Origin of the sequence: Ensifer canadensis, from assembly GCF_017488845.2 — a bacterium.
Classification (GTDB): domain Bacteria; phylum Pseudomonadota; class Alphaproteobacteria; order Rhizobiales; family Rhizobiaceae; genus Ensifer; species Ensifer canadensis.
Window position 1 is genome coordinate 791255 of record NZ_CP083370.1, and the last position, 23969, is coordinate 815223.

The 23969-nt window shown below is 59.7% G+C and carries 21 protein-coding genes and 1 tRNA gene; 16 read left to right on the plus strand and 6 right to left on the minus strand.

Features of this window, described 5'->3' with window-relative positions:
• Positions 1-29 precede the first annotated feature (29 nt).
• On the minus strand, positions 30-386 hold the full coding sequence (locus J3R84_RS03850) for a hypothetical protein (protein ID WP_025426374.1): 357 nt from the start codon (positions 384-386) through the stop codon (positions 30-32).
• A 320-nt stretch (positions 387-706) separates the two neighbouring features.
• Here J3R84_RS03850 and J3R84_RS03855 point away from each other — a divergent pair, with 320 nt between their 5' ends.
• From J3R84_RS03855 to J3R84_RS03875, 5 genes are all read left to right on the plus strand, one after another.
• Positions 707-2926, plus strand: coding sequence for a caspase family protein (locus tag J3R84_RS03855; RefSeq protein WP_025426375.1), 2220 nt, complete (start codon positions 707-709; stop codon positions 2924-2926).
• Between the two features lie 308 nt (positions 2927-3234).
• A tRNA-Ser gene (locus J3R84_RS03860) sits at positions 3235-3324 on the plus strand.
• 655 nt (positions 3325-3979) lie between these two features.
• Positions 3980-5035 carry a porin gene (locus J3R84_RS03865; RefSeq protein ID WP_207932891.1) on the plus strand — a complete coding sequence of 352 codons (1056 nt, stop codon included), beginning with the start codon at positions 3980-3982 and terminating at the stop codon, positions 5033-5035.
• Between the two features lie 180 nt (positions 5036-5215).
• Positions 5216-6148: a tyrosine-type recombinase/integrase gene (locus J3R84_RS03870; RefSeq protein WP_082555454.1), complete on the plus strand. Its 933-nt coding sequence runs from the start codon at positions 5216-5218 to the stop codon at positions 6146-6148.
• Between the two features lie 75 nt (positions 6149-6223).
• The gene (locus tag J3R84_RS03875; protein WP_025426376.1) at positions 6224-7285 is read left to right on the plus strand and encodes a porin; all 1062 of its coding nucleotides are present in this window, start codon (positions 6224-6226) and stop codon (positions 7283-7285) included.
• Between the two features lie 204 nt (positions 7286-7489).
• On the opposite strand, the gene J3R84_RS03880 is transcribed toward J3R84_RS03875, so the two are convergent.
• The 3 genes from J3R84_RS03880 to J3R84_RS03890 form a co-directional block, all read right to left on the minus strand.
• Positions 7490-8389, minus strand: a complete 900-nt coding sequence (locus J3R84_RS03880) for an alpha/beta fold hydrolase (RefSeq protein WP_025426377.1) — start codon at positions 8387-8389, stop codon at positions 7490-7492.
• A gap of 222 nt (positions 8390-8611) precedes the next feature.
• On the minus strand, positions 8612-9097 hold the full coding sequence (locus J3R84_RS03885) for a BA14K family protein (protein WP_081788894.1): 486 nt from the start codon (positions 9095-9097) through the stop codon (positions 8612-8614).
• Positions 9098-9439: 342 nt separating this feature from the next.
• The gene (locus J3R84_RS03890) at positions 9440-11512 is read right to left on the minus strand and encodes a lytic transglycosylase domain-containing protein (RefSeq protein WP_203529450.1); all 2073 of its coding nucleotides are present in this window, start codon (positions 11510-11512) and stop codon (positions 9440-9442) included.
• Positions 11513-11808: 296 nt separating this feature from the next.
• Between J3R84_RS03890 and dapA the strand changes: the two genes are divergently transcribed.
• On the plus strand, positions 11809-12693 hold the full coding sequence (gene dapA, locus J3R84_RS03895; protein ID WP_025426379.1) for a 4-hydroxy-tetrahydrodipicolinate synthase: 885 nt from the start codon (positions 11809-11811) through the stop codon (positions 12691-12693).
• Positions 12693-13172, plus strand: coding sequence for an SsrA-binding protein SmpB (gene smpB / locus J3R84_RS03900; protein WP_025426380.1), 480 nt, complete (start codon positions 12693-12695; stop codon positions 13170-13172). Before dapA ends, smpB begins: the two co-directional genes overlap by 1 nt.
• A 71-nt stretch (positions 13173-13243) precedes the next feature.
• Here the strand turns inward: smpB and J3R84_RS03905 are convergent, their stop codons facing one another.
• Positions 13244-13825 carry a LabA-like NYN domain-containing protein gene (locus tag J3R84_RS03905; protein WP_025426381.1) on the minus strand — a complete coding sequence of 194 codons (582 nt, stop codon included), beginning with the start codon at positions 13823-13825 and terminating at the stop codon, positions 13244-13246.
• 470 nt (positions 13826-14295) lie between these two features.
• Here J3R84_RS03905 and rpoZ point away from each other — a divergent pair, with 470 nt between their 5' ends.
• From rpoZ to era, 8 genes are all read left to right on the plus strand, one after another.
• Positions 14296-14703, plus strand: a complete 408-nt coding sequence (rpoZ, locus tag J3R84_RS03910) for a DNA-directed RNA polymerase subunit omega (protein WP_025426382.1) — start codon at positions 14296-14298, stop codon at positions 14701-14703.
• 103 nt (positions 14704-14806) lie between these two features.
• Entirely contained in the window at positions 14807-17032 is a 2226-nt protein-coding gene (locus J3R84_RS03915; protein ID WP_025426383.1) for a RelA/SpoT family protein, read from the plus strand.
• A 345-nt stretch (positions 17033-17377) separates the two neighbouring features.
• On the plus strand, positions 17378-17530 hold the full coding sequence (locus tag J3R84_RS03920; protein ID WP_067698885.1) for a DUF3563 family protein: 153 nt from the start codon (positions 17378-17380) through the stop codon (positions 17528-17530).
• A 284-nt stretch (positions 17531-17814) separates the two neighbouring features.
• Positions 17815-18279: a DUF2062 domain-containing protein gene (locus tag J3R84_RS03925; protein ID WP_234907713.1), complete on the plus strand. Its 465-nt coding sequence runs from the start codon at positions 17815-17817 to the stop codon at positions 18277-18279.
• Positions 18276-18695, plus strand: coding sequence for a holo-ACP synthase (acpS, locus tag J3R84_RS03930; RefSeq protein ID WP_025426385.1), 420 nt, complete (start codon positions 18276-18278; stop codon positions 18693-18695). The genes J3R84_RS03925 and acpS overlap by 4 nt, the downstream gene beginning before the upstream one ends.
• Positions 18696-18864: 169 nt before the next feature.
• Positions 18865-19608: a signal peptidase I gene (gene lepB / locus J3R84_RS03935; RefSeq protein WP_025426386.1), complete on the plus strand. Its 744-nt coding sequence runs from the start codon at positions 18865-18867 to the stop codon at positions 19606-19608.
• The gene (gene rnc, locus J3R84_RS03940) at positions 19605-20324 is read left to right on the plus strand and encodes a ribonuclease III (RefSeq protein WP_025426387.1); all 720 of its coding nucleotides are present in this window, start codon (positions 19605-19607) and stop codon (positions 20322-20324) included. The genes lepB and rnc overlap by 4 nt, the downstream gene beginning before the upstream one ends.
• Positions 20325-20332: 8 nt before the next feature.
• Positions 20333-21262: a GTPase Era gene (gene era / locus J3R84_RS03945; RefSeq protein ID WP_025426388.1), complete on the plus strand. Its 930-nt coding sequence runs from the start codon at positions 20333-20335 to the stop codon at positions 21260-21262.
• 240 nt (positions 21263-21502) lie between these two features.
• On the opposite strand, the gene J3R84_RS03950 is transcribed toward era, so the two are convergent.
• The gene (locus J3R84_RS03950) at positions 21503-22528 is read right to left on the minus strand and encodes a glycerophosphodiester phosphodiesterase family protein (protein WP_025426389.1); all 1026 of its coding nucleotides are present in this window, start codon (positions 22526-22528) and stop codon (positions 21503-21505) included.
• A gap of 174 nt (positions 22529-22702) precedes the next feature.
• On the opposite strand from J3R84_RS03950, the gene J3R84_RS03955 reads away from it, so the two are divergent.
• Positions 22703-23749, plus strand: coding sequence for a glutathione S-transferase family protein (locus tag J3R84_RS03955; protein ID WP_057211459.1), 1047 nt, complete (start codon positions 22703-22705; stop codon positions 23747-23749).
• Positions 23750-23969 lie beyond the last annotated feature (220 nt).

Below are 23969 nucleotides of genomic sequence, written 5' to 3' on the forward strand. Positions count from 1 at the left end.
CATTTTCCGTGTACCGGAGCCGGCCACAATCAAAAGCCACCGCTTGAAAATTGCATGCGGATCAAACGGCTGATGAAATCGGGCGCCAGCAGCATGTTGAAGCGCACGCCGAGTTCCGCGCCGCTGCGGTGGACCTGGGAACAGCCGATCTCTTCCTTGAATCCGTCGATCTCGAGGAAGAAGTGTTTCGGCACGATCAGTGCGGCATTGAAATCGAGCATGGCGCCGGCGATCGAAATGTGACGCAGCAGGCATTGATATTTGGTCTTTGCCTTGAGGTGCTGGCCAATGATGAGAATCCGGCAGGGACGCTCAATAAAGTAGTGTTGATACGTCGTTGCCAGCTGTCCTGGCTTCGCTTCCGCGACGTGCATTTTCATCGACATGGCAAACTCCGAGAACGCATAGCCTTTCATTGGCGCAGGAAACGCATCAGGCTCGGCCGGAATCACCCGGAGCAAGCGATGCGGCGTCCGGGTTAAGATCGCCTGCTTGCTTCGACCTTGCGGCGGCGCAGACGACGAGCCACCTCAAAAAATATGGCGATCGGAGACATTGAAAGCCCCTGGCTCATACGTAATAGTTTCATTTGGGCATGATTGTGGGGCGTTGGCATCGTCCCGAAGTGCCGTCATTGGGGTTGTGCGCCTCCTCAATCCTGCTCCCGAGGAGTTGGTGGATAAGGGGTGACGCCGGAGGGAAGAGCATGTTTTCGGGGCATTCGTCGCGCTGGCGGTCGTTCGTCATTCTTTTGGTGGCGGTGTCGGCGTTTGCGCCGGCCGAGGTCTTGGCCGCAAAGCGCGTTGCCCTGTTGATCGGCAACGAAAAGTACGAAGCGACCTCGCAACTCAACAATCCCGCCAATGACGTCGAACTGATGAAGGCTTCGTTCGAGGAGGCCGGCTTCGATTCCGTCACCACCGTTCATGACCTCGGGCGCCAGGACATGGTCAAGGCGCTGCGCGATTTTGAAGATCTGGCGACGGGCGCCGACGTGGCGATCGTCTACTATTCCGGCCACGGCATGGAAATGAACGGCCAGAACTTCCTGCTGCCGACCGATGTGCAATTGAAGACGGACAAGGATATCGAGGACGAGGCGATTGGCCTTGATCGGGTTCAGCGCTCGCTCGAGGGCGCAACGAAGCTCAAGCTGGTGATACTCGACGCCTGTCGCAACAATCCGTTCGAGCAAAGCATGACGCGCTCGATCTCGACGCGCGCAGTTTCGCGGGGCCTGGCGCGTGTCGAGCCGGAATCGGCCGACCTGCTTGTCGCTTTCGCTTCCAAGGCCGGAACAGTGGCGCTTGATGGCGAGGGCAAGAACAGCCCGTTTGCCACCGCACTTGCCAAATATCTCACCGAGCCGGGTGTCGATGTGCGAATCGCCTTGGGCAAGGTCCGCGATGAGGTGGTTTCGGTCACAAACCGCGGTCAGGAGCCCTTTGTCTATGGGTCGCTTGGCGGTGCGCAGATCTTCCTGAATATAAAGGAAGTGAACATCAACATCACGAATAACGGCGAGCAGCTCTCGCCGAACAGCCAGTCGGCTGCCGCTGCCGACTGGCAGAACATCCGCGATCTCGCCGACAAAGACCTGATCGATGCCTTTCTCGCCAAGCATGGGTCCGATCCCGTCTACAAGATGTTGGCGGAGAAGAAGCTGAAGCTCCTGGCCGAGGCGGAGCAGATGTCGAGCGTGACCCCTGACGAGATCGCCTGGGATGCCCTCAAGCAATCGACCGATGCCGCCGCGCTGACGCGGTTCCTCGAGCGCTATCCCGACAGCAAGCATAAGGCAGAGGCCGAGCAGCAGATCGCCGCCCTCGAACCACAAAAGGGCCTCAACATCTCGCAGACCGGCAAGGACACGCAGGCTTCGCGCGACTGCTATCTGCTGGCAGGTGAACCTCAGTCGATGCCCGGCTTCGTTGGTGTGAATTTCTTGAAGCTTGATTCCGCCCGCGCACTGACGGCCTGCGCCCAGGCGGTCAACGAAAACCCGGATGACATGATGCTCGTCAATATGTTGGGCCGGGCACAGGATGCCGGACGCGACTATGTCGAGGCACGCCACAATTATCAAAAGGCCGCCGACGGCGGCAATATGTACGCGTTGACCAATCTGGCATGGTTCTCCGTTTACGGCACCGATGGCGCCGTCGATGTCGACCAGGGCCGCCGGATGTTCGAGCAAGCAGCCAAGGCCGGCAATGCCTATGGCCAGGCATCGCTCGGCTGGCTCTATCGCGAGGGCTATGGCGGCATCGCCCAGGATTATGATGAAGCGGCCAGATGGTACCAACTGGCCGCCAACCAGGGTTACGCCAACGCGATGGCGACGGTGGCCTGGTTCTACAGAGAGGGCCTCGGCCTGCCCAAGGACCTGACGCAGTCGCTGTCGTGGTACAAGAAGGCCGCCGAAGGTGGCGACGTCAACGCGATGTCGTCGCTCGGTTGGGCCTACCAGAACGGGCTCGGCACCGAGCAGAACTATGTCGAAGCCAAGACCTGGTATGAAAAGGCGGCCAATGTCGGGGATTCCTATTCCATGGCATTGCTCGGCTGGTTCTACGATATCGGCACCGGCGTCACCCAGGACTATGCTCAGGCCCGCACCTGGTACGAGATGGCGGCGAATGCCGGCAGCGCCTACGCCATGGGAAATCTGAGCCGCCTTTATGACTATGGCCTGGGCACCAAGGCGGATGCGAAGGAGGCGGTGCGCTGGGCGGCAGCCAGCATCGAGGGCGGCGATCCGGCCAAGCTTCAGGAGTTGAAGTCCCAGCCGAGCAATTTCACGCCGGCCTTCCGCAAGGAAATGCAGGCGCTATTGAAGGATCGCGGTTTTTACAGTGGTCCTGTCGACGGGGACTTTGGCGCGGCAACGCTCGATGCGATCGATAGGCTTTCGCGAAAGTCATAGAAACGTGCTGGTGAAAGCTACAGCGCCACGCGTCTTATTAGACGCGCAAAGGTCGCTGTCGCACTTTGGATTGCTGCATGTTTTTATCCTTAAATCGAATACGATCTAAGGAAACATGCAGTAGGCTCGGTCCTGTTCGTCTCGCATTGCTGCCGCTCTCGACCACAGTCGAACCGCTGCTTCCCGTGAGTCTTCGGCCGCGTGAGGGGCTTGGTTCCCCCGGTGCCCACATGAAAATGCGATCATTTCCCGGAAACCGACAAAAAAATCTTGCATTGCCTGCGGTCTGACACTAGTCAGGCGCTAACGGAGAGGTGGCCGAGTGGTCGAAGGCGCTCCCCTGCTAAGGGAGTATACCCGGAAGGGTATCGAGGGTTCGAATCCCTTCTTCTCCGCCATCACCTTCCAAGGTTGAATTTTCCCACTCGTCGCATCTCGGTCATCGGCTGATGGGTCTCGTCTTTACCCATGTGACATCGGTCTAGTCGCGAGCGGGAAAACACTCGCAGCGCCATTCGCGCCAATGTTCATGAATCTCCTCGGCTTTTCTCCGCTCAGAATCAGGCGCTGCGCACGATCAACTGCGAATCTCGCAAATTGATTCTGGTGATTCCCGCTGTCGGAGGGGCAACCCGCAATGTCGATTCTGAGAAATGTGGCGATGCAGCACGTCGCTCCTTCCAAGGAATTTGGCAGCCGGACCGGCGTTTCCCCCCAATTTGGGCCGCTTTCTGCCTCTTTCTGAAACAGGAGATGCCACTTGTCCTTACGCTAAGCTCAAGGGAATAAAGGCTTTTCTTAATCCTTTGTTAATTTTCTCGGGCCGCATGCGGCGATTTTGTGTCGTTTCAGCAACAGGGTTCGGCGAAGGGCGAGGCAAAGCACGCGATCTCATCAGTTGGACGTTGCGCCGATGACCGCGTCTTGTATTTTCAAATCCGGAAGCAAGGGCGGTTGATCGTCCGACTTCTTGAACGTTGGGGATGGGGCAGGGAACGCTGTCCTTCAGCAAAATACCCAGACCCGTTTGAAACTTTTGACTGGAGGTCAGAAATGAACATCAAGAGCCTTCTTCTCGGCTCCGCTGCAGCTCTCGCAGCAGTTACCGGCGCACAGGCAGCCGACGCAATCGTCGCCGCCGAACCGGAGCCCATGGAATACGTTCGCGTTTGCGACGCTTTCGGCACTGGCTACTTCTACATCCCGGGCACCGAAACCTGCCTGAAGCTCAGCGGCTTCATCCGCGTTCAGGGCTCGTTCGGTCGTGACGCTGCTGACAGCCGTTACAACCAGGAAGACTTCACCTTCGGTGGCCTCCCGGGTCAGTCCACGTCGGACTGGGATGTCTTCTCGCGCGCTTACGTCGCATGGGATGCCAAGAGCGACACCGAGTACGGCACGCTCACCGGCTTCTTCGCTGCTGAATTCAATGCCGACAACGACACCGACTCTGGCGATAGCGACTTCATCGACGTTGATGAAGCCTACATCCAGCTCGGTGGCCTGAAGGCCGGTTTCTTCTACAACTGGTGGGATAAGGGCATCAACGGCGAAACCGACACGCTCGGCAACGTCACCGAGTTCAACTCGATTGCCTACCTCTATGACGGCGGCACCTTCCAGGCCGGTATCTCGATCGACGAGCTCGAAGGCTGGTCCACCAAGGCAAACGGCGTTGGCATCTCCGGTATCGTTTCGGCTTCGCTCGGCGGCGTTTCCTTCGACTTGCTCGGCGGCTACGACACCGAGTGGGAAGAAGGCGCGATCCGCGGCTTGCTCTCTGCAGACCTCGGCCCGGGCGTCTTCCAGCTTGCTGGTATCTGGGCTTCGAACCCGAACACCTACTGGGCTCAGTCTGAGTGGAGCGTTGCTGCTTCGTACCGCTTCAACGCAACTGACAAGCTGGCGATCACTCCTGGCGCTCAGTACTTCGGTAGCCTGCAGGATTCGCTCACCAGCTTCGGCGGCGACGATGCATGGCGCGCTGGCGTAACGGTTGACTACAAGATCACCGAAGGCCTCGCTACCCGCGTATCGGTTCAGTACGAAGATGAAGACAACGGCGACGACCAGGTATTCGGCTTCGTCCGCCTGCAGCGCGACTTCTAATCTGACTTAGTCAGGTTTGATATCAGGCCCGCAACTCACATTAGAGTTGCGGGCTGTTGCTGTTTAGCAACGTTTGCATGTCGTCTCGACACAGGACGATGTCCAGACACCAAGCGCCGGCTTGAAAGCCGTCGGTTTATCGGTCTCACTCCGGCGTCAGTCGGCAAGGGGATCGGCGAGTTGGGGAAGGATGCTGAAAAACAAGCGGGCGACTTCGACTTCCCGAACCTAAGTAGCGGGTACGAAGTCCACTACAGCTTTAGCCCGCGGGGTCCGAGCGGGGTGGTTAAGGACACCACGCTCGCCGAACTGCTTCAGCGTTATGCCGACATTCTGTGGGAGGAAGGCAACCACAAATACAATGTGAAAGCCTTCATCGGAGAACTCGACGAGATATTGCTCGCTGCTCGCTTCTCTACTTTCTCACAAGACATGCTCGACAACCTGATCGGCGCTTTACGCAAACGTCGCAACAGCAACGCAACCATCAACCGGAAGATGGCGGCGCTAAGCAAGTTGCTGCGGAAAGCGTACAAAATGGGCGACATCTATAGCTTGCCGGAGTTCAAGCGCCAGAAAGAAAGAGCGGGACGCCTCCGCTTTCTCGAACCGGACGAAGAAGAAGCGCTGTTTCGCGAAATCGGAAACCGCTCAGACCTCTATCTAAAACTATCCATATTCCTCGTCGATACCGGCGCACGTCTCGGCGAGACCATCGCTCTGAAATGGAATGACGTTCACCAGGGCCGGGTGACGTTTTGGGTAACCAAATCTGGCCGCAGTCGAACTGTACCCCTAACCGCCAGAGCCAAGCAGGCTCTTAATGCCCTGGTGGATCGATCTCCGGGTCCATTCGCGTCCATTGACCAGCAAAAGTATCGCGCCGTTTGGAATGACGCAAAAACAGCAGCCGGACTGGGAGACGAGGCCGATATCGTACCGCACGTCTTGCGCCATACTTGCGCGTCACGCTTGGTGAGAGGCGGTATCGATCTCAGACGCGTTCAGATGTGGCTGGGTCACCAGACCCTCGAGATGACGATGCGTTATGCTCACCTGGCATCCCACGATCTGGACATGTGTGTACCCGTCCTTGAACGCCATATTACATGAGCGAGTTCGCCCGGCCGTCAGTCTGGGGTTGACGATAACAGTCAGAACAGTCCTGATTCTGACTGGAGGTCAGAAATGAACATCAAGAGCCTTCTTCTCGGCTCCGCTGCAGCTCTCGCAGCAGTATCCGGCGCACAGGCAGCCGACGCAATCGTCGCCGCCGAGCCGGAGCCCATGGAATACGTTCGCGTTTGCGACGCTTTCGGCACTGGCTACTTCTACATCCCGGGCACCGAAACCTGCCTGAAGCTCAGCGGCTTCATCCGCGTTCAGGGCTCGTTCGGTTCTGAGGCATCGCAGAGCCGTTACAACCAGGCGAACCATGACTTCGACGGTGACGGCTTCAACGATCAGTCCACGTCGGACTGGGATGTCTTCTCGCGCGCTTACGTCGCATGGGATGCCAAGAGCGACACCGAGTACGGCACGCTCACCGGCTTCTTCGCTGCTGAATTCAATGCCGACAACGACACCGACTCTGGCGATAGCGACTTCATCGACGTTGATGAAGCCTACATCCAGCTCGGTGGCCTGAAGGCCGGTTTCTTCTACAACTGGTGGGATAAGGGCATCAACGGCGAAACCGACACGCTCGGCAACGTCACCGAGTTCAACTCGATTGCCTACCTCTATGACGGCGGCACCTTCCAGGCCGGTATCTCGATCGACGAGCTCGAAGGCTGGTCCACCAAGGCAAACGGCGTTGGCATCTCCGGTATCGTTTCGGCTTCGCTCGGCGGCGTTTCCTTCGACTTGCTCGGCGGCTACGACACCGAGTGGGAAGAAGGCGCGATCCGCGGCTTGCTCTCTGCAGACCTCGGCCCGGGCGTCTTCCAGCTTGCTGGTATCTGGGCTTCGAACCCGAACACCTACTGGGCTCAGTCTGAGTGGAGCGTTGCTGCTTCGTACCGCTTCAACGCAACCGACAAGCTGGCGATCACTCCTGGCGCTCAGTACTTCGGTAGCCTGCAGGATTCCGTCAACAGCTTCGGCGGCGACGATGCATGGCGCGCTGGCGTAACGGTTGACTACAAGATCACCGAAGGCCTCGCTACCCGCGTATCGGTTCAGTACGAAGATGAAGACAACGGCGACGACCAGGTATTCGGCTTCGTCCGCCTGCAGCGCGACTTCTAATCTGATCTGACCTCGGTCAGTTTAGAGAAGCCCGGCTTTCGAGCCGGGCTTTTTCGTTTGGCGCTTTCCATAAAGGAAATGCGATCTCAGGCGGGAGCGCAGGCGCGCGTTCGCTGCTACAGCGCCGCGCGTCCTATTAGACGCGCAAAGGTCGCCGTAGCACTTTGAATTGCTGCATGTTTTTATCCTTAAATCGAATAGGATTTAAGGAAACATGCAGTGGTGAACAAAGGCGGCTATGGCATGCCTGGGGCCGTCGAGATGCAGCAGCGGTGCATGGCCTTGTCCGGCGGCTGTCACGGTCGTCAAGTTGGGATGCCTGCTCTTCATCTCATCGACCGTGGTGCTTGACAGCAGCTTGGAATGTTCGCCGCGAACGACCATCATCGGAAGCCCGGTAAAGGCGTGGAACTGGGGCCAAAGATCCGGCAGCAACATGTCCGACGTCAGCGCCTGCAGTTGTGCCGCAATTGCTGGATCGAAGTCGACGACAGGAATGCCGCCTTCGTCGCGATAGATCGCCCTTGCCATCTGCAGCCATTCGACCTCGTGAAGGATCGGGAAATCGTCTCCGTGTATGGCTTTCAGGTAGTTGGGCGCTGCGGTCCAACTTACCGGTCCGGTCCCTGTGTTGAGATAGTCCCGGATCCCGAGCAATCCCCCGATTTCGATGACAGGCCCGATGTCATTGAGCACGGCCCCTGCTATCAAGCCGGGGGCCAGGCCGATCAAATGGTGCAGGATCAGCCCACCACGTGAGGTGCCGATAAAAATTGCCTTTTCAATAGCGAAATATGCGCACGCGGTGATGACGTCGGACGTTTCGACTGCAACCGTATAGCGACTCTTATCGCCGTCGCGTTCCGAATTCCCGCGGCCACGGTAGTCCAATGAGATAACGGGGTGCCCGCCTCCCGACGACGATGCAAGAAAGGTGGCAAGTTGGTGAAAGTCTCGGCTGTTGCGCGTGAGCCCTGGCAGGCAGATAACCGGAGTTGCCGCACGTGGCTGAGGCCCAGGTCCGTAGGCCCGCGCGTAGAGCTGCAATCCGCCAACCCCGGGGAAGCGATGTTCCCGAAACGCATCCGCCCCATACTCGTTCATTTCAGCCTCGCCCTCCATCTGCACCCGGGCGGATCGTAGCCATTGAAACGGAAACGGCAAGCAGGCGGTCCGGCGTTCAGGGAATGAAGGGACTCGCCGCTCGCGCTACCTTTTGGACCGCGAGATCGCCGGTCACAGGCTTTAAAACCACGTTTTCGCGCCGATACCGGAGCAGCGGAAACATTGGGAGGGTGCGAGGGGCCGCCGCCCCATCCAGTCTTTTCAGTAGGGCGAATTGCACTGCCGCCGCGGACCACCATAAGGCTGATACGTGTTGTCCCAGGCTCGATAGGACCGATATCGGGCGTAGCACCAGCTGGTATGTGAGCTGCCGCCGGCAACTCCCGGACGGTTGTAGTATCTTGGCTGGCTCAACAAGCCGCCTATGATCGCACCGGCCGCAAGTCCGCCGATGAACGCGCCGGCATCATTATCGTGGTCCCGATAGTATCCGCGGTAACCATCGCGATAATGGCCATGTCTGTCGCCGTAGTAACCGTGCCGGTTGTACCGATAGCCACGGCCGCAATAGGGGAAACCACATCCGCTAGCACTCTTCCGCGCTTCACCGCGCTCGTACGGGAATTGCGCCGGTTGGACATCGGTGGCTTGAGACGCAATCTTCGGGGCGATCGGAAATGCTTGTGCTGGCGGAACGCCACTCATTACTGTCACCACCGACAGGGCGATAACTGTTAACGTCTTCATTGCCTTCACCATTTTCTTCGGGGAGGATGGAACCTTCAAGAAGGGAAATGCGTGACATCGTACTTTGTGCCGCCTTCTGCTATCACGATTATTTGATCATCTCCATTTGTCAACGATAACGACGAACAACCAATCTGAACCTACAGCGCCGCGGGTCTTATCAGACGCGCAAAGGTCGCTGTAGCACTGTGAATTGCTGCATGTTTTATCCTTGAATCGCATACGATCTAACGAAACATGCAGTAGCGTTTCCCGTTGGCACGGGTTCATAGAAGCGCGCTATCTCTTTGTTTTTATGCGATGTCTGACGCACCACCGCTGCGCACTCTTGCTGGAATTGCGCTAAGGTAACTGTCGTCCCATTCTAAGGTCGGCGACTATGTCAGCGCCTTGACCGAGCCTGACCTTGTAGACCTGATAGTTTTCCATCACGCGCTGGACGTAGTTGCGCGTTTCCTGGAACGGGATGCGCTCAATCCAGTCGACGACCTCGTCGATCGGTTTGCCGCGCGGGTCGCCATAGCGGCTGAGCCAGTCCGGTACGCGACGCGGGCCGGCATTGTAGGCAATGAAGGTGAGAATATAGGAACCACCGAAGCTGTTGATCTGCTCGCCGAGATAATGCGCGCCGAGGGTGGCGTTGTATCCGGCATCGCTCGTCAGGCGCTCCTTGGAGTAAGCAAGGCCGTAGCGGCTGGCTACCCCTTTGGCGGTGCCGGGCAGCAGTTGCAGCAAGCCGCGCGCGTTGGCCGTGGAGACCGCCGCAGGATTGAAGGCGCTTTCCTGGCGCGCGATCGCGTAGGCGAGCGCCTTGCCCGAGCCATCGATGTTGGCGGTCGACGGGATGACGCCGACGGGAAAAGCGAGTGCAGCGACATCGATGCCACGGCCAAAGGCGGTCTTGCCGATCTGGAGTGAAAGCTGATGATTGCGGGTCTTTTCGGCGCGTGCCGAAAGGATCGCCAGTTCGCCGGGGCTCGTCAGTTCTTCCGCAAGTGCCCGATAGATGCTGTCGGCACGCCAGCCGTGACCTGCCGCTTCCAGCCGTGCGATGGCGCGAACCGCCTCGCGGTTTTCGAAACGGGCACGGTCTTCCGCTGAAGGGGCGGGATAGGTAACGTTGAGTGCCTTGTGGCCGAGCCGCGCAGCGGCGAGTTGACCGTAGAAGGTGCCTGGAAAGCGGGCGGCATTGGCGAAATAGTCCTTGGCATTGCCCGGTCCGCCCGCTTCCGCCGATCGGCCGAGCCAATACCAAGCGCGGGACGCCGAAAGCGGCCGGTTGGAAACATCAAGGATCCGTCGGAAATGCTGCGATGCTGCGGCCGGATCTTCCACGCCGCGCAGCGCGAACCAGCCGGCGTGAAACTCTGCATCGACGATATCGGTCGCCTCGGTTGCCTTGTGGTTTGCGGCAACTCGGTAGGCGCCGCGAAAATCCCCCTTGTCCAGCAAGCCGCGGCTGACGATCCGTTGTTCGGTCCACCATTCACCGGGATTGACCAACGCGTCCTGATCCCTAGGCATCGTGGCCAGCAGCTTGGCGGCCTCCGCATATTTGTCCTGCTTACGCAGGCTTTCGATACGGATGAACAGATAGGCCGGGTCCTTATGCCATGAGGCGTCGATCGCCGATATCAGCGCAGGGGCATTGGTGCTGCCGCGGCTGACGGCGGCCCAGGCGCGATAGAGCGACTGCGCCTTGCCGAGATCGCTGAAGCGTTCGGCCTGCTCGACGCGGTTGCGATAAAGCAGCATCGTCATCCGCCGTCTGTGGTCGGCAACCGTCAGCAGGCCGGAAAATTCCGACAGGATCTGCGTTTCCACATCCTTGTCGAGCCCCTGCTTGAACCAGAGCGCGCGCAGCCGCGTTGCTGCGGTCGCACTCTGCCCCTGTGCCACCAGCGCGCGGGCAAGGATGATCGTCCCTTCCGTGGTTTCGGGCTGCGTCTGCCCAAAGGCGGCAAGAATATCGGGGGCTGCCGGGTTCTCGCGGTAAAGTGCGCGCTCGGAATGGGCGCGAAGCGATTTGAGGCCCGGCCACCCCTGCAGTTCGCGCTGGGCGTCGGCGATCTCGTAGGAGGGGACGCCACGTTGCCCCGATACGGCGATTGCCCAAGTCAGAATATGACGATCGAGCGTGCCCTCGTGCATGCCGTTTCGAACGGTGATCGCCTTGGTCGGATCCTTGTCGGAAAGCGCATCCAGACCGACCTTCAAGCCGCCCTGAATGGGCGATACCGTCGCCGGGATCGCGCCGGTGATGTCCTTACCCGAAACGCGCCCGACCTTGTCGGAGATTGCGGGTTTGCTGCCCGGTACCGGCACTGTGTTCGAGGCTTCGGAGGAGAGGGCCGACGAGGCCAGAAGCGCTGTGCCGATCATGGCGGCGACAGGCAGAAGAATTGATCCGCGCATCAAGAGCCCCGTGTTTCCCCGTGTCTCACATTCATTTGCCGCCGGATTGCCTAACGAAAGGTTACCGGGGTTTATAGATCACAGCAATCGCACCGCCGCCACCTTAGCACCGGGTGGCGAGCCTCAAGGATTATGCGGCTTGAACGTCAAGCTTTTACGTGAAAACCGGCATGAAATGCCGTGTCACGGCGCTTGCCGCAGCCCCCTCACATGATTATGGTGCGGCAGTTTTTTAACCGTCGATTACGGCCAAAGCGTGAGTGTATGCTCGTCCTTTGAGCCGTCAGGAGTTGTGCATGTTCAAGGGTTCCATTCCCGCTCTCGTAACACCGTTCACCGCCGCCGGCGCGGTGGATGCGGAAGGTTTCGTCGCGCATGTGGAATGGCAGATAAAAGAGGGAAGCTCCGGTCTCGTGCCCGTCGGCACGACAGGTGAATCCCCGACCCTTTCGCATGCCGAGCACAAGCAGGTCGTCGAGCTCTGCATCAAGGCAGCCGCCGGCCGCGTGCCGGTAATCGCAGGCGCCGGCTCCAATAACACGACCGAAGCCATCGAGCTTGCGCAGCACGCCGAAAAGGCGGGTGCGGACGCGGTGCTCGTCGTTACACCCTATTACAACAAGCCCACGCAGAAGGGCCTGTTTGCCCACTATTCGGCGATTGCCGAGAGCGTGAAGCTGCCGATCGTCATCTACAATATCCCCGGTCGCTCCGTCGTCGACATGAGCGTCGAAACCATGGCCGCGCTTGCCAAGGCCCATTCGACGATCATCGGCGTGAAGGATGCCACCGGCAAGATCGAACGCGTATCCGAGCAGCGCATGGCCTGCGGCAAGGATTTCGTTCAGCTTTCCGGCGAAGACGCAACGGCGCTCGGCTTCAACGCCCATGGTGGGGTCGGCTGCATTTCGGTCACGGCAAATGTCGCGCCGCGGCTTTGCGCCGAATTCCAGCAGGCCACCCTTGCTGGCGATTATGCCAAGGCACTGGAATATCAGGACAAGTTGATGCCGCTGCACAAGGCGATCTTCATGGAGCCTGGCCTGTGCGGCGCCAAGTACGCGCTGAACCGTCTCGGCCGTATGAGCCGCGCGGTTCGTTCGCCGCTGCTTTCGACACTGGAGCCGGCAACGGAAGCCGCAATCGACTCGGCGCTCAGACATGCAGGATTGATGAACTGATGGCACCCAAGGGAAGCCAGCGCACGGTCAAGAAGATTGTCGCGGAAAACCGAAAGGCCCGCTTCAACTACGAGATCGTCGACACCTACGAGGCCGGCCTGGTTCTGACCGGCACCGAGGTGAAGTCGCTGCGTGAAGGCAAGGCAAACATCGCCGAATCCTACGCCACCGACGAGGGCGGGGAAATCTGGCTGATCAATTCCTATCTGCCGGAGTACCTGCAGGCAAACCGATTCAACCATGAGACCCGCCGCCGTCGCAAGCTGTTGCTGTCCAAGCGCGAGGTCAACCGGCTGCAGGGGGCCGTCAATCGCGAAGGCATGTCGCTCATTCCGCTCAAGATCTATTTCAACGATCAGGGCCGGGCGAAGCTCGAGCTGGCGCTCGGCAAGGGCAAGAAATTGCACGACAAGCGTGAAAGCGCCAAGGAGCGCGATTGGAACAGGCAGAAGAGCCGACTGCTGAAAGAGCGCGGCTGAACGCAGCCGCACTCTCGCCCCGACGCCCTGCCTAAAAATTTTTTTCGTTGTTTGGCGAGTGACTGGTTCGCTCAGATCCCAACGGGGTCGGCTACCGGCTCGACATGTTGCCGGGGAACGCGTTCCGATGGGTCACGGCCGATTTCGGCCCGCAGCGTGACGAGATCGATGAAGTGATCCGCCTGTCGGCGCAGGTCATCGGCGATCATCGGTGGCTGGGTCGACATCGTCGATACCACCGAAACCTTGCGACCCTTCCGCTGCAGCGCTTCGACGAGCGTGGTGAAGTCGCCATCGCCCGAGAAGATCACCAGATGATCGACGGTTTCTGACTGTTCCATGGCATCGATCGCAAGTTCGATGTCCATGTTGCCCTTGATCTTGCGGCGACCGAGCGAGTCCGTGAATTCCTTCGCAGGCTTGGTCACGACCTTGTAACCGTTATAGTCAAGCCAGTCGATCAGCGGACGGATCGACGAATATTCCTGGTCTTCGATGAGAGCCGTATAGTAGTAGGCGCGTAGCAGATAGCCACGCTTTTGAAATGCCTTGAGCAGTTTGCGATAGTCGATGTCGAAACCGAGGCTCTTCGACGCGGCGTAGAGGTTGGCGCCGTCGATAAAAAGAGCGATTTTCTCGCGAGGGTCAAACATCGTTATTCCTTTTTGGTGCGCATCACATTCGGGTAAGCGGCCCGTCGGCGGATGCGCGAAAATACGGCGATTACATTAATAATTGCTGATATTGCAAATAATGTAGTTAACCACTTGCATTATTCCAAGCGGCGGCACGCGAATATAGCTAGTTTTAGCAGTTGCTGCAGTTCGTCCACATCGGAAATCTGCAGTTTCTACCAGGCGTTTCCGGTTTGTATTAGAAAATGCAACTAGGGTGTGTGAATACAAAGTCCAGCCCGTCCGCGTCGCATTTTATCACGCAGTAAAGGATGATGTGAGCGCTCCGTGCAGGAAAAACTTGAACTTATGCTGTTTTGATTGTATCCGGGCGGCTAATTCCAGAAATCGGAGCCGACGAGGCCGTCATCCGGCGGCCGTTCCGGTCTCGTGTCGTTAATCCGTGCTGCGGCGATGATCGCCGCGCTTTGAGCCCAAAAGGACAGGCAATGGCCCGCGTCACCGTCGAAGATTGCATTGACAAGGTCGACAACCGTTTCGAACTCGTGCTGCTCGCCAGCCACCGCGCCCGCCTGATCTCGCAGGGCGCAGCGATCACCATCGATCGCGACAATGACAAGAACCCCGTCGTGGCTCTCCGCGAAATCGCCGACGAGACGCTCTCGCCCGGCGACCTCAAGGAAGACCTGATCCACTCGCTGCAGAAGCACGTCGAAGTGGACGAGCCCGAGCCCGATCCGGCTTCGCTGGTGCAAGCCGATGCCGACACGACTTTTGCCGAGACGGCGGAAGACGACGACCAGCCGGAGGCAATCACTTTCGACCGCATGTCGGAAGAGGAACTTCTGGCCGGCATCGAGGGCCTCGTGCCCCCGGAAAAGAGCGACGACTACTGAGATCCGTAACGGAACAAGCGTTCCCGCGTGTTTTCAAAGCAGTGCGCCACTCGTATGATTGGCGCACTTTTTTTATTGTCTTTTCCCATGGAGCCGCCAGCGAATGATGCGCCAGTACGAGCTCGTTGAGCGCGTTCAGAAATACAAGCCCGACGTCAATGAAGCCCTGTTGAACAAGGCTTACGTCTACGCGATGCAGAAGCACGGGCAGCAGAAGCGGGCAAGCGGCGACCCCTACATTTCCCACCCGCTGGAAGTGGCGGCGATCCTTACGGAAATGCATCTCGACGAATCGACGATCGCAGTCGCGCTCTTGCACGACACGATCGAGGATACGACCGCGACCCGGCAGGAGATTGATGATCTCTTCGGCGAGGACATCGGTGCGCTTGTCGAGGGCCTGACCAAGATCAAGAAGCTCGATCTCGTCACCAAGAAAGCCAAGCAGGCGGAAAACCTGCGCAAGTTGCTGCTCGCGATCTCCGACGACGTGCGCGTCCTCTTGGTCAAGCTTGCCGATCGTCTGCACAACATGCGCACGCTCGACCATATGACGCCCGAGAAGCGGGCACGCATCTCCGAAGAGACGATGGACATCTATGCGCCGCTCGCCGGCCGCATGGGCATGCAGGATATGCGCGAGGAGCTCGAAAACCTCTCGTTCCGCCATATCAATCCGGAGGCCTTCGAAACCGTCACCCGCCGCCTGGAAGAGCTGTCCGAGCGCAATGAAGGCCTGATCAAGAAGATCGAGGACGAATTGACTGAGCTGCTCCAGACCGAGGGGTTGAAGGGCGCGCAAGTCAAGGGGCGGCAGAAGAAGCCCTATTCGGTCTTCCGCAAGATGCAGTCGAAATCCCTGTCCTTCGAGCAGCTTTCCGACGTCTGGGGCTTTCGTATCGTCGTCGACGATATCCCGTCGTGCTATCGCGCGCTTGGCATCGTGCACACCCGCTGGCGCGTCGTGCCTGGCCGCTTCAAGGATTATATCTCGACGCCAAAGCAGAACGATTACCAGTCGATCCATACGACCATCGTCGGCCCGTCGCGCCAGCGCATCGAACTGCAGATTCGCACGCGCCGGATGAACGATATCGCCGAATACGGTATCGCCGCTCACTCGCTCTACAAGGACGGCGAGGGGGTCTCGACGGAAACCGCCCTGTCGCCGACCTCGAACGCCTATTCCTGGCTGCGGCGCACGATCGAGTCGCTCGCCGAAGGCGACAACCCGGAAGAGTTTCTCGAGCATACCAAGCTCGAGCTTTTCCAGGACCAGGTGTTCTGCTTCACGCCGAAGGGGCAGCTGATTGCGCTGCCGCGTGGCGCGACGCCGATCGACTTTGCCTATGCGGTCCACACCAACATCGGCGACACCTGCGTCGGCGCCAAGATCAACGGCCGCATCATGCCGCTGGTCACGCGCCTCAACAACGGCGACGAAGTCGAGATCATCCGTTCGGGCATCCAGGTGCCGCCGCCGGCGTGGGAAGAAATCGTCGTCACCGGCAAGGCGCGCTCCGCCATCCGGCGCGCGACGCGCGCTGCCATCCGCAAGCAATATGCCGGCCTCGGCTATCGCATTCTGGAGCGAACCTTCGAGCGCGCCAGCAAGACGTTTTCACGCGAAGCGCTGAAGCCCGCGCTGCATCGGCTTGGACATAAAGAGGTCGAGGATGCGATCGCGTCGGTTGGCCGCGGCGAACTGTCGTCGCTCGACGTGCTGCGCGCGGTTTTCCCCGACCATCAGGACGAGCGCGTCACCGTCAAGCCGAACGCCGACGATGGCTGGTTCAACATGCGCAGTGCCGCCGGCATGGTGTTCAAGTTGCCTGGCCGATCCAAGGAGGCGGGCGAGCCGGCGCAAGCGGAAGGTCCGGAAGCGCTGCCGATCCGCGGGCTCTCGGGTAACGCCGGCGTGCATTTCAGCGCGGCGGGTGCAGTTCCGGGCGACCGTATCGTCGGCATCATGGAGAAGGACAAGGGGATCACCATCTACCCGATCCAGTCGCCGATCCTGCAGAAGTTCGACGACGAGCCGGAGCGCTGGATCGACGTGCGTTGGGATCTGGACGAGGCCAACAGCAGCCGCTTCATGGCGCGCATCGCCATCAGCGCCTTGAACGAGCCGGGCACGCTGGCGGAGGTCGCCCAGTCGATCGCGACGAGCGACGTCAACATCCGCTCGCTTTCCATGGGGCGTGTGGCTGCCGACTTCAGTGAGTTGCAGTTCGATCTCGAGGTCTGGGATCTGAGGCAGCTGAACCACCTGATCACGCAGTTGAAGGAATTGCCGAGCATCTCCACGGTCAAGCGCCTCTTCGAGTGAAGGGGCGCCGCTCGACTTTCGCATAGCTGCCGAACCGTCACCACCGGCGCCGTTGCTTCCGCCTTCCGTCGGGGTCTCGCCTTGGCAGGCGGATCATGACCGGCACTTTCTTCTTCTTGCCTCCGTCTGTCTGGCCGTCCGTGAGGGTTGGCGATACTCGCATTCGGCGGTGAAGTTTGGGCCTGTGCGCGTCCGTTTTGCGCAGTTGCCTTCAAAACAGGCAGGTCGGGGCTTGAAAAACGGCAAGGCATGCTTGTTGCGCATGGCTGCTGTCTCTTCCTGGCTCTGGTGGAACAGTGACCTCTAAACTATCTTCTGCATGGGAGGTAAACGAAGAGGTTTGCCATGTTAAATCAGTTGAAGAAGATCACCCGCGCTCTGCGCGTCGCCACTCAGGAAGAGCGCGAGCTCGCCTATCTCAACGGTTCGGTCGATCGCATCGATCTCGAATACCGTCAGCGCCAGATCGATCGCGGCCTGTTCCGCAACGGCTACTAAGCCGCTGCCTGTTCCCGCATGATGGCGGGAATGGCGAGCCATGCGCCAGGCGAATGGCTCAATCGTGATCGCTGCACCACACGCCAGCGGGTTGCAAGCAAGGGGCATGACGCCTATCTTGCGGCCTTTAAACAGGCGGACACGCCGTCTTGTGCCGACTGGCGGTTTCAAGATGCGGTCATGACGGCATAATGTTATTCAGACGTAGAAAACCGGTCACGATATCCGAGAGGCTTCGCGCGCTTTTATGGCCGCGCAAGGGCTTTCGGCGTGGCCCGAGATACATGGCGCTGCGCATCCTGCGCCTGTCGTCGTCACCGCACTCGATTGCGGTCGGGGTCGCTGCAGGTGCCGCGTCCTCCTTCACGCCCTTCTTTGGGCTGCATATCATCATCGCGGTCGCGGTTGCCTCCGCGTTCTCCGGCAATCTGCTTGCGGCAGCGATCACCACGGCGCTTGCCAACCCGGTGACCATCCCGATGATCCTGACCGCGTCCTACGAACTTGGCACGGTCATCATGGGACCGCAGGCGTCAGGTCCCGCAACCGGCGCGGACGTCGCGCATATGGTCGAGCACCTCGAATTGTCGGCGCTTTGGGGGCCTGTGTTCAAGCCTATGCTCATCGGATCGGTTCCGCTTGCCGCCGCCGGCGCACTGATCTTCTATCCTCTTGCCTATCAGGCAGCCCGTCTTTTCCAGTCCCGCCGCAGGCGCGCGCGCGCGTCCGGTGCAAGGTCCACATCATGATCATCGGTATCGGCAGCGACCTCATCGACATCAGGCGCATCGAAAACTCGCTCTCGCGTTTCGGCGAGCGTTTCGTCAATCGTTGCTTCACCGAGGTGGAAATTGCCAAGTCCGAAGGTCGCAAGAACCGCGCCGCCTCCTACGCCAAGCGCTTCGCTGCCAAGGAGGCCTGTTCCAAGGCGCTCGGCACCGGAATAGCGCATGGCGTCTTCTGGAAAGACATGGGCGTCATCAATATGCCCGGTGGCAAGCCCACGATGCATTTGAGCGGTGGTGCTGCCGAACGGCTCCAGGCGATGGTGCCCAAGGGGCATCGGGCGGCAATCCATCTGACGATTACCGACGATTTCCCGCTGGCGCAGGCCTTCGTGATTATCGAAGCACTCCCCGTTGCCCCGCCAGAGGGAACGGTTTAGAGCATTCCGTTGAGAAATCCGGGCGTGCCCGATTGCAGGGGGCAGAGCGCCCTTGCAGCATGGATACAGAATTGCGCATCCGCCGGTGAGGCTGGAACCGAAAGCGCGAATGACAGTTGATTGAGCGGAGCGCCTATCCAGCGCGCCGATGACAAAGGAAGACAGCAGCGTGGCAGAAAAGACAGAAGCGAAGCAGAGCGGTCTCTGGGAGAATGTGAAGGTCATCATCCAGGCGCTGCTCCTGGCCGTGGTCATTCGCACCGTCTTCTTTCAGCCCTTCACCATTCCGTCGGGCTCGATGATGCCGACCCTGCTTGTCGGCGACTACATCTTCGTCAACAAGTTCGCCTACGGCTACTCCAAGTATTCGCTGCCGTTCTCGCCGGATCTGTTCTCGGGCCGAATCTTCGCCAGCGAGCCGGAGCGCGGCGACATCGTCGTCTTCCGCTTTCCGCCAAACCCGGACATCGACTACATCAAGCGTCTGGTCGGCCTGCCGGGCGATCGCATCCAGGTCCGCAACAGCATTCTCTACGTCAACGACAAGCCGATCGATCGCGCGCCTGACGGTGTCTTCCGCGCCGACGATCAGTACGACACCGGTGGCGACGTTCCGGTCTACCGCGAAACCATGGACAATGGCGTTTCCTATGACACGCTCGATCAGTTCCCGGATTCGCGCGGTGACAACACCCGCGAGTTCATCGTGCCCGAAGGTCATTACTTCATGATGGGCGACAATCGCGACAACTCGGCCGACAGCCGCTTCGACGTCGGCTTCGTGCCGGCCGAGAACCTTGTCGGCCGCGCGAGCCTGATCTTCTTCTCGCTCGGCAATGACACCTCGTTCCGCGAGATCTGGAAGTGGCCGGCGAACCTGCGCTACGACCGCCTGTTCAAGGCGGTCGAATGATGAAGGCGCGGTCGCTAAGCGCGGAGGATCGGGCCAAGCTCGAGGCCGTGATTGGCTATCAGTTCAGCGAGAAGGAACGGCTCGATCGGGCGCTGACCCATTCCAGCGCCCGCAATGCCAGGGGATCGAACTACCAGCGGCTCGAATTCCTCGGAGACCGTGTGCTGGGGCTTTGCGTCTCCGAGCTTCTGTTCCAGACCTTTCGTGATGCCAACGAGGGCGAACTTTCGGTGCGGCTGAACCAGCTCGTCAGCGCCGAGAGCTGCGCCCTGGTCGCCGACGACCTGGCGCTGCACCAGTTTATCCGCACCGGTTCCGACGTGAAGAAAATCACCGGAAAGGCGATGATGAATGTGCGCGCCGATGTGGTAGAGTCGCTCATCGCCGCCATCTATCTCGACGGCGGGCTGGAGGCGGCGCGTAAATTCGTGCTGCTTCACTGGAAAGAGCGGGCGACCCGTGCCGACGGCGCCCGTCGCGATGCCAAGACCGAATTGCAGGAATGGGCGCATGCCAAGTTTGGCATTGCGCCGACATATCGGACGGACAACCGCTCCGGCCCCGACCACGACCCGCGTTTCACGGTGACCGTGGAGGTTGCCGGCGTTGCGCCCGAGACCGGGACGGATCGATCCAAGCGCGGCGCCGAGCAGGTGGCCGCGACAAAATTGTTGGAACGCGAAGGCGTGTGGCGGAAAGTCTCCGCCGGAAATTGACGGAAAACATGACGGATATGGAAAAAGATACGGCCGCCGAAAGCGCGCCGACCCACTCTGGTTTCGTGGCGCTGATCGGCGCCACCAACGCGGGAAAATCGACGCTGGTCAACCGCCTCGTCGGCGCCAAGGTTTCGATCGTCAGCCACAAGGTTCAGACGACCCGGGCGATCGTGCGTGGCATTGCCATCCACGACAACGCACAGATCGTGTTCATGGACACGCCGGGCATCTTCAAGCCACGGCGCCGGCTCGACCGGGCAATGGTGACGACGGCCTGGGGTGGCGCCAAGGACGCCGATGTGATCATGCTCCTGATCGACAGCGAGCGTGGCCTGAAGGGCGATGCGGAAACGATCCTTCAGGGCATGAAGGAAGTCCACCAGCCGAAGATCCTGGTTCTGAACAAGATCGACCAGGTGCGACCGGAGGATCTGCTGAAGCTTGCAGCGGCGGCCAACGAGACGATCAAGTTCGAGCGCACCTTCATGATCTCCGCGCTGACCGGCTCGGGCTGCAAGGATCTGATGGATTATCTTGCCGAGACGCTGCCGGAAGGTCCCTGGTATTATCCGGAAGACCAGATCTCCGACCTGCCGATGCGCCAGCTCGCGGCCGAAATCACTCGCGAAAAACTGTTCCTGCGCCTGCATCAGGAACTTCCCTACGCCTCGCATGTCGAAACCGAGAAGTGGGAAGAGCGCAAGGACGGATCCGTTCGTATCGAACAGGTGATCTACGTCGAGCGCGAAAGCCAGAAGAAGATCGCACTCGGCAAGAATGGCGATGCGATCAAGGCGATCTCCACCGCGTCGCGGAAGGAAATCTCCGAAATCCTTGAGCAGCCGGTGCACCTCTTCCTGTTCGTCAAGGTGCGTGAAAACTGGGGCGATGATCCCGAGCGCTTCCGCGAAATGGGTCTTGAGTTCCCACGCTGATCGGCCAGTATTCTCAATACCGCTAACGCCGCTCGCCAGCCCTGCTGGCGGCCGGCTCCTCTCGGAGGGTGAACTTCGGGCTGCCGGGCATCTGCCGAAACGACAGGCGGGACTTGTCTCAGGTCAAGGCGCCGGTGCCCCAACCGTACGCTCCCTCAGTGACAAACGAGATTGGATAGGAACCGCTACTGCATGTTTCCTTAAATCCTATTCGATTTAAGGATAAAAACATGCAGCAAATCAAAGTGCTGCAGCGACCTTTGCGCGTCTAATAAGACGCGCGGCGCTGTAGGACGCCGGCTGTCTTTTTGCCAGCATCGGCCCGATCATCTCGGCACGGTTAGTCCAGACGTAGCCCGAGAAGTTCTCCGGCACCAGTTCAAGATCTTCCGCGCTATCGATGCCCGTGGTGAAATCTCCGCCGGCATAGGGGCCGAGCAGGATGATCTCGCTGCCGGCTGATTTCATGCGCTGTGCAAAACGGTCGGGCCAACCCCACAGCCAGGGCGCATAGTTTCCCGGAACGATCACCAGCGTGTTCTGGCAGGCGGCCGGAACGACGCCGGTCCAGCCATAGGCGATGTAGCGGGCGAGGCAGCCGACGACAGAGTTCCTGTCGTAACCACGCAGGCCCTTCACCAGCTTCAGCGCTTCCCGCGTCGGCTCGCCGCCGCCATAGACCCCAAAGACGGCTTGCCGCCATTCCGGATGTGTTTCGAGCAGGGCGGCGAGCGCTGCGCCTTCCTCGGCCCGGCGGCTCTTGAAATTGACGAGAAACTGGCGATCGGGCAGGGCGGTGAAAACCTCCTCCAAGGTCGGCATGTGGCCGGTGCCTTTTCCGCGGAACGGAAAGGTCTTGCCGCCGTCGGCGGTATAGCCGTAGCCGATGTCGAGCGATTTCAGCACCGTCATTGGCGTTTCCTCGGTGACCCCTTTGCCTTCAGTGCGGCAGTCGAACGTCCAGTCGTGGAAGACCGCGAACTGCCGATCGGGCGTCAGGTGGATGTCGAGTTCGACGACCGCAGCGCCGGAATCGAAGGCGGCCTGCATTGAGGCGACGGTATTTTCGAGGTGATCGTGCCGTGGCTTTTCGATGATCTCGGCCGTGCAGGTATCGTTCCCCACGCCCGCTTTCGGATAGGTCTGGTGGATGCCGCGATGCGCGAGAATCTTAGGCGGGCCCTCGGGGGGCGTTGCCAGCAGGGACGTGTTGAGGAGCCAGACGACGGCAGCAAAAAGCACGGCGACAATGACGAATCTTTTCATCCTGATTCTCCCTCTCGCGACCGGGATTGCTCGACAATGTGGCGCTACCGTGATGCTACGCGCTGGGCGTGTGGGCTGTGTAATGCGAACGATCTGTCAACCGGCCGCCGAATTGACCGGCACGCGCCCGCGTGTGAGTGAGTTGGCATTCCCCGTAGGTTCAGGAGAGAATTCATGCCGCAGCTCGTCGATGGAAAATGGGTCAAGGGTGACGTTGCTGCGAGCGAGATGAAGGGTGGCGCCTTTTTCCGCGAGCCGACCCGTTTCCACAGCTGGATCACGGCCGATGGCGGCCCCGGCCCGCAGGGGCAGCCAGGTCTTCCGGCGGAGGCCGGGCGCTTTCGTCTGTTCGTTTCGTACCTCTGCCCCTGGGCGTCGCGCACGATCGCTTTTCGCAATCTCAAGGGACTGCAGGACGTCATCGGGCTTACCGTCTCCGACCCGCTGCTAGGCGAGGATGGTTGGGTCTACGACGAGCCTGTGGACGCTGGCGGGCGTGTTGGTCTGATCCGTTATCATCACGAGCTCTATACGGCGAGTGATGGCCATTACACCGGCAAGGTGTCGGTCCCCGTCCTTTGGGACATGAAGGAAGGGCGCATCGTCAACAACGAATCCGCCGACATCATCCGCATCCTGAATTCGGCTTTCGACGACCTGACCGGCAACCGCCTCGATTTTTACCCTCAAGCGCTGCGTGCGGAGATCGATCACTGGAACGACCCGATTTACGAGCGCGTCAACAACGGCGTCTACCGCGCCGGGTTCGCCAAGTCTCAAAGCGCCTATGACGAGGCCGTCACGAGCCTGTTCGGGATGCTCGACGAGCTCGAGCGCCACCTGGCGGCCAATCGTTACATCGCCGGCGAGTACCTGACGGAGGCCGATATCCGTCTGTTCGTGACATTGATCCGGTTCGATGCGGCCTACCACGGCGTCTTCAAGTGCAATCTTCGCCGGATCGAAGATTATCCGGCGCTTTCCAACTATCTGCGCGAAATCTACCAGTGGCCCGGCATCGCCGAGACGGTGCGCATCGACCATATCAAGCGAGGCTATTACGGCATCGCCCACGTCAATCCGACCCGCATCGTGCCTGTTGGTCCCATGCTCGATTTCACCCGGCCGCATGACCGGCATTCCCTACCGGGTCGCGGGGTCGTCGGAGCTGAGGCCAATTCGGCCGATTTACTAAGCAAACAAATCTTTGAGGGGGCATAAAAAGCCCATTGCCAATCGTTTGAAGCTTACTAAGTTAGTGTAAGTTCTGATGGATAGGAGCCCGATGGCGGCTGGCATGGCGAATTTCCGGCAGCGCGCGCACGAGGAGCGCCGCATCTGTTCCGGATACCATGAGGCCACGCCAGAGCCGGTTTTCGCCGCTTCCGGAATTAGGTCGCGTCATGCCCCTGCGTTCCGCATCATTCTTCATGCGCGCCGC

Excerpts from the sequence above, each read along its gene's own strand:
- J3R84_RS03855 (WP_025426375.1), top strand. The coding sequence starts at position 707 with ATGTTTTCGGGGCATTCGTCGCGCTGGCGGTCGTTCGTCATTCTTTTG.
- J3R84_RS03925 (WP_234907713.1), top strand. The coding sequence starts at position 17,815 with ATGGCGCTGCGCATCCTGCGCCTGTCGTCGTCACCGCACTCGATTGCG.
- J3R84_RS03955 (WP_057211459.1), top strand. The coding sequence starts at position 22,703 with ATGCCGCAGCTCGTCGATGGAAAATGGGTCAAGGGTGACGTTGCTGCG.
- J3R84_RS03920 (WP_067698885.1), top strand. The coding sequence starts at position 17,378 with ATGTTAAATCAGTTGAAGAAGATCACCCGCGCTCTGCGCGTCGCCACT.
- J3R84_RS03850 (WP_025426374.1), bottom strand. The coding sequence starts at position 386 with ATGTCGATGAAAATGCACGTCGCGGAAGCGAAGCCAGGACAGCTGGCA.
- J3R84_RS03915 (WP_025426383.1), top strand. The coding sequence starts at position 14,807 with ATGATGCGCCAGTACGAGCTCGTTGAGCGCGTTCAGAAATACAAGCCC.
- J3R84_RS03880 (WP_025426377.1), bottom strand. The coding sequence starts at position 8,389 with ATGAACGAGTATGGGGCGGATGCGTTTCGGGAACATCGCTTCCCCGGG.
- dapA (WP_025426379.1), top strand. The coding sequence starts at position 11,809 with ATGTTCAAGGGTTCCATTCCCGCTCTCGTAACACCGTTCACCGCCGCC.
- acpS (WP_025426385.1), top strand. The coding sequence starts at position 18,276 with ATGATCATCGGTATCGGCAGCGACCTCATCGACATCAGGCGCATCGAA.
- J3R84_RS03875 (WP_025426376.1), top strand. The coding sequence starts at position 6,224 with ATGAACATCAAGAGCCTTCTTCTCGGCTCCGCTGCAGCTCTCGCAGCA.
- J3R84_RS03885 (WP_081788894.1), bottom strand. The coding sequence starts at position 9,097 with ATGAAGACGTTAACAGTTATCGCCCTGTCGGTGGTGACAGTAATGAGT.
- J3R84_RS03865 (WP_207932891.1), top strand. The coding sequence starts at position 3,980 with ATGAACATCAAGAGCCTTCTTCTCGGCTCCGCTGCAGCTCTCGCAGCA.
- J3R84_RS03950 (WP_025426389.1), bottom strand. The coding sequence starts at position 22,528 with ATGAAAAGATTCGTCATTGTCGCCGTGCTTTTTGCTGCCGTCGTCTGG.
- era (WP_025426388.1), top strand. The coding sequence starts at position 20,333 with ATGACGGATATGGAAAAAGATACGGCCGCCGAAAGCGCGCCGACCCAC.
- rnc (WP_025426387.1), top strand. The coding sequence starts at position 19,605 with ATGATGAAGGCGCGGTCGCTAAGCGCGGAGGATCGGGCCAAGCTCGAG.
- J3R84_RS03905 (WP_025426381.1), bottom strand. The coding sequence starts at position 13,825 with ATGTTTGACCCTCGCGAGAAAATCGCTCTTTTTATCGACGGCGCCAAC.
- J3R84_RS03890 (WP_203529450.1), bottom strand. The coding sequence starts at position 11,512 with ATGCGCGGATCAATTCTTCTGCCTGTCGCCGCCATGATCGGCACAGCG.
- smpB (WP_025426380.1), top strand. The coding sequence starts at position 12,693 with ATGGCACCCAAGGGAAGCCAGCGCACGGTCAAGAAGATTGTCGCGGAA.
- rpoZ (WP_025426382.1), top strand. The coding sequence starts at position 14,296 with ATGGCCCGCGTCACCGTCGAAGATTGCATTGACAAGGTCGACAACCGT.